Here is a 4,250-nt window from a genome sequence, read left to right as displayed (position 1 = left end):
CTCTCTCTGGCATTCATGGAGTCTCTGACGATCTACGGCCTTGTGGTGGCCCTGGTGCTTCTGTTCGCCAACCCATTCGCATGATGCAGAGTTGGGGGCCGTCCTTTTTTGTAGGGTCGCTCCCCCTCTAACTCTCTTCGTAATTTCTCGCTCCTCTCCAGCTCACCTCTTCCATGACCTGGCTTCTGTTCGCTGAAGCGGCGGTTCCGGAGGGAGGTCTTTTTGACCTCGATGCCACCTTGCCTTTAATGGCTTTTCAGGTGGTTCTCCTAACCTTTCTGCTCAATTCTCTGTTCTTCCGGCCGGTTGGCAAGGTCGTGGAAGATCGTGAGGGATATATCAATACGAGTCGTGCTGATGCCAAGCAAAAGCTTGAGCAAGTGCGACGACTCGAGTCCGACCTTCAAGATCAACTACGAGGCGCTAGACAAGCTGCACAGTCAGCCATTGTTGATGCAGAAACGGAAGTTGATTCTCTTTACCGCGAGGCGTTAGCTGCTGCGGAAACTGAAGCCAATCGCACTCGAGAACAGGCTCGTAAAGAAATTGAGTCTCAACGTGAATCTGCACAAGCAAAGTTGATGGCTCAGGTTGATCAACTCAGCTCACAGATCATTCAACGACTGCTAGCTGCATGATGACTCTTTTATTTCCTTTAATTGCTGCTGAGGGTGGATTCGGAATCAACCTCAATCTTTTTGAAACTAATCTGATCAACCTGGTCATCGTGATCGGTGTTTTGTATTGGTTTTTGAAAGGATTTCTGGGGGGGATGCTCGAGCGCAGACGCGAAGCCATCCTTAAGGATCTTCAAGATGCTGAAAAGCGTTTGAAGACGGCCACAGTTGAACTCTCTAAAGCTCAAGAAGAGCTTTCGGCAGCCCAACAAAAGGCTGAAAAAATCCGTCTAGACGGCAAATCTCGCGCTGAAGCTATTCGCGCTGACGGTGAAAAGCGAACGATTCAGGCCATGGCTGCCCTCAAGCAAGACGCCTTGGCTGATCTCACTGCAGAAGGTGCTCGTCTCACTGAGCAGCTCCGTCGTGAAGCGGCTCTTTCCGCGATTGACAAGGCTTTGGCTGAACTGCCCAAACGCCTTGACAGCAAGGCTCAAGCCAAGCTGATCGACTCCTCTATCTCTAACTTGGAGGACGTCTAAATGCCTCTTTTAAATTCTCTAGCAACTCCTTACGCTGACGCTCTTCTTCAGGTCACTGACGTCCGTCAGGAATCCGAAGAAGTCGCCAATCAGTGCAAGGCCCTTCTTTCTGCTTGGGAGAGTTCAGAGCCTCTTCGTGATGCGATGACATCTCCTGTTCTCGAACCAGAGGCAAAGAAGAAAGCTTTAACCAGTCTTCTTTCAGAGCAAGTCACTCCTTCTCTGATGAACTTGCTCAAGGTTTTGGCTGATCGCCAACGACTTCCGGCCCTTGAAGCGGTGCTTTTGCGCTATCTCGAACTCTATCGGGAGTCTCGGAATATTGCTCTAGCGCATGTTCGCGCTGCTCAACCGCTCTCAGAAGAACAGCAGGCCGCATTGACCACCAAAGTCCAGTCAATGGCTGGAACCAATGCTGTTGAAATCGATCTCAAGGTCGATCCATCGTTGATTGGTGGCTTTGTCGTCAACCTCGGTTCTCAGGTGATCGATGCCAGCCTCTCCGGTCAGGTTCGACGCCTTGGTCTTGCACTCGCTAAGGCGAGCTGAGCTAAGCCACCCCTTCATCTCGCCCTTCCACTCACCACCCGCCCCTGGGTTTTCCCGCCATGGTTTCCATCAGACCCGACGAGATCAGCGCCATTCTTAAGCAGCAGATCGAGGACTATGACAAGTCCGTATCGGTCAGCAACGTCGGCACCGTCCTGCAAGTTGGTGACGGTATTGCCCGTGTATATGGCCTTCAGCAGGTGATGGCTGGTGAGCTGGTTGAGTTCGAAGACGGCACCGAAGGGATTGCCCTCAACCTCGAAGATGACAACGTCGGCGTTGTGCTGATGGGCGAGGGCCTTGGAATTCAGGAAGGAAGCACCGTCCGAGCGACAGGCAAGATTGCTTCCGTTCCCGTTGGTGACGCCATGCTTGGACGCGTGGTTAATCCACTCGGTGTTGCAATCGACGGCAAGGGTGACCTCGCGACGACTGAATCCCGATTGATTGAGTCTCCAGCTCCCGGAATCATTCAACGTAAGTCTGTGCATGAGCCAATGCAGACAGGCATTACGGCTATTGACGCCATGATTCCAATTGGGCGTGGTCAGCGGGAGCTGATCATTGGTGACCGTCAAACCGGTAAGACAGCTATTTGTATTGACACGATCCTGAACCAGGCTGATCAGGATGTTGTCTGTGTCTACGTTGCGATCGGACAGAAAGCAGCGTCTGTTGCCCAGGTCACGGAAGTGCTGCGCGAGCGTGGTGCTCTTGATTACACCGTGGTGGTGGCAGCAAACGCCTCAGAACCTGCGGCCCTTCAGTACCTGGCTCCCTACACAGGAGCCTCGATTGCTGAGTACTTCATGTACAAAGGCAAGGCAACTTTGGTCATCTATGACGATTTGACCAAGCAAGCTCAGGCCTACCGCCAGATGTCATTGCTTCTGCGTCGTCCGCCCGGTCGTGAGGCATATCCCGGTGACGTGTTCTATTGCCACAGCCGTTTGCTTGAGCGTGCTGCAAAGCTCTCTGACGCTATGGGCAAAGGTTCGATGACCGCCCTTCCGATCATCGAGACCCAGGCCGGTGACGTGTCTGCTTACATCCCAACCAACGTGATTTCGATCACGGATGGTCAGGTCTTCCTCAGTTCTGACTTGTTCAACTCCGGCTTACGGCCTGCGATCAACGTTGGTATCTCTGTGAGTCGTGTTGGCGGTGCAGCCCAGACCAAGGCGATCAAGAAGATTGCAGGCACCTTGAAGCTTGAATTGGCTCAGTTTGATGAACTGGCTGCATTCTCTCAATTTGCTTCCGATCTTGATGCCGCTACACAGCAGCAGCTCAGCCGAGGCAAGCGTCTTCGTGAGCTTCTGAAGCAGCCTCAGTTCAGTCCATTGATTTTGGCTGAGCAGGTGGCGATTGTTTATGCAGGTGTCAAAGGCCTGATTGATGATGTTCCTGTTGAAGAGGTTGTTCAGTTCTCCCGCGAGTTGCGTGAGTACCTCAAGAGCAATAAGCCTGAGTTCATCAGCAAAATCCAAAACGAGAAGGTCTTGAGCCCTGAAGCTGAGACCACTCTCAAAGAGGCGATTGCTGAAGTTGTGTCCACCATGCTGGCCTCCGCCAACTGAGGGCTTAAGCCATGGCAAATCTCAAAGAGATCCGGGACCGGATTAAATCGGTCAAGAACACCCGCAAGATCACTGAGGCCATGCGCCTCGTGGCTGCGGCCAAAGTTCGTCGCGCCCAAGAACAAGTACTGCGTAGCCGTCCGTTTGCCGATCGGCTCGCACGTCTTCTCGAGAATCTCCAATCGCGCATGCGCTTTGAAGATGCTGATGCTCCTCTGCTGGAGCAGCGAGCTGTTCAAACCATCACCTTGATGGCCGTCACTGGCGATCGTGGTCTTTGTGGTGGTTACAACTCCAATATCATCAAGCGCACAGAGAAACGTTTCGCTGAGCTTCAAAGCCAGGGTTACAAAGTTGCTCTTGTGTTGATTGGACGCAAAGCAATCAGCTATTTCACCAACCGTAATTATCCAATTCAAGCTACTTTTACAGGCTTGGAGCAGGTACCTACTGCTGATGAAGCTGGTTCCATAGCTAGCGAAATTTTTGCTGAGTTTCTGTCTGAGACTTCAGATCGTGTTGAGATCATCTTCACTAAGTTCATCAATTTGGTGAGCTGCAAGCCGGTGGTTCAAACGCTTCTGCCTCTAGACCCCCAAGGGATTGCTGAGGCAGAGGATGAAATCTTCAGACTCACCACAAAAGAAGGTCGCCTATCTGTGGAAGCAGGAAGTGCACCTGACAATGCACAGCCTGCTTTGCCTTCAGACATCGTTTTTGAGCAAAGTCCTGATCAGTTGTTGAATGCGTTGTTGCCTTTGTACCTACAAAATCAACTCCTGCGTTCGCTCCAGGAATCGGCAGCATCCGAGCTTGCAAGTCGCATGACTGCAATGAACAATGCAAGTGACAATGCCAAGGAGTTGGCTAAGACGCTCACCCTTGACTACAACAAGGCGCGTCAGGCAGCCATTACCCAGGAAATCCTGGAAGTGGTTGGTGGCTCAGCTGCTGCAGGAGCC

5 protein-coding genes and 1 pseudogene are annotated in these 4,250 nt (G+C 52.1%); all 6 read left to right on the top strand.

Annotated features, from left to right (window positions below; genetic code table 11):
* A pseudogene (locus tag NCN04_RS08680) lies at nucleotides 1-84 on the top strand (ATP F0F1 synthase subunit C); the annotation flags it as partial.
* Nucleotides 85-173: 89 nt separating this feature from the next.
* Nucleotides 174-638, top strand: a complete 465-nt coding sequence (locus NCN04_RS08675) for a F0F1 ATP synthase subunit B' (protein ID WP_048347157.1) — start codon at nucleotides 174-176, stop codon at nucleotides 636-638.
* Nucleotides 638-1,159, top strand: a complete 522-nt coding sequence (locus NCN04_RS08670) for a F0F1 ATP synthase subunit B (protein ID WP_250395822.1) — start codon at nucleotides 638-640, stop codon at nucleotides 1,157-1,159. The genes NCN04_RS08675 and NCN04_RS08670 overlap by 1 nt, the downstream gene beginning before the upstream one ends.
* Nucleotides 1,160-1,708: an ATP synthase F1 subunit delta gene (gene atpH, locus NCN04_RS08665; RefSeq protein ID WP_048347155.1), complete on the top strand. Its 549-nt coding sequence runs from the start codon at nucleotides 1,160-1,162 to the stop codon at nucleotides 1,706-1,708.
* 59 nt (nucleotides 1,709-1,767) lie between these two features.
* Entirely contained in the window at nucleotides 1,768-3,288 is a 1,521-nt protein-coding gene (atpA, locus tag NCN04_RS08660; protein ID WP_048347154.1) for a F0F1 ATP synthase subunit alpha, read from the top strand.
* Between the two features lie 11 nt (nucleotides 3,289-3,299).
* Nucleotides 3,300-4,250: F0F1 ATP synthase subunit gamma (locus NCN04_RS08655; RefSeq protein ID WP_048347153.1), on the top strand; the 951-nt coding region annotated here is incomplete at its 3' end.

The sequence above is a fragment of the Synechococcus sp. MU1655 genome (assembly GCF_023630655.1).
Lineage (GTDB): Bacteria > Cyanobacteriota > Cyanobacteriia > PCC-6307 > Cyanobiaceae > Synechococcus_C.
Note: the sequence above shows the minus strand (reverse complement) of the source record. Positions and strands in the feature narration are given on the sequence as shown.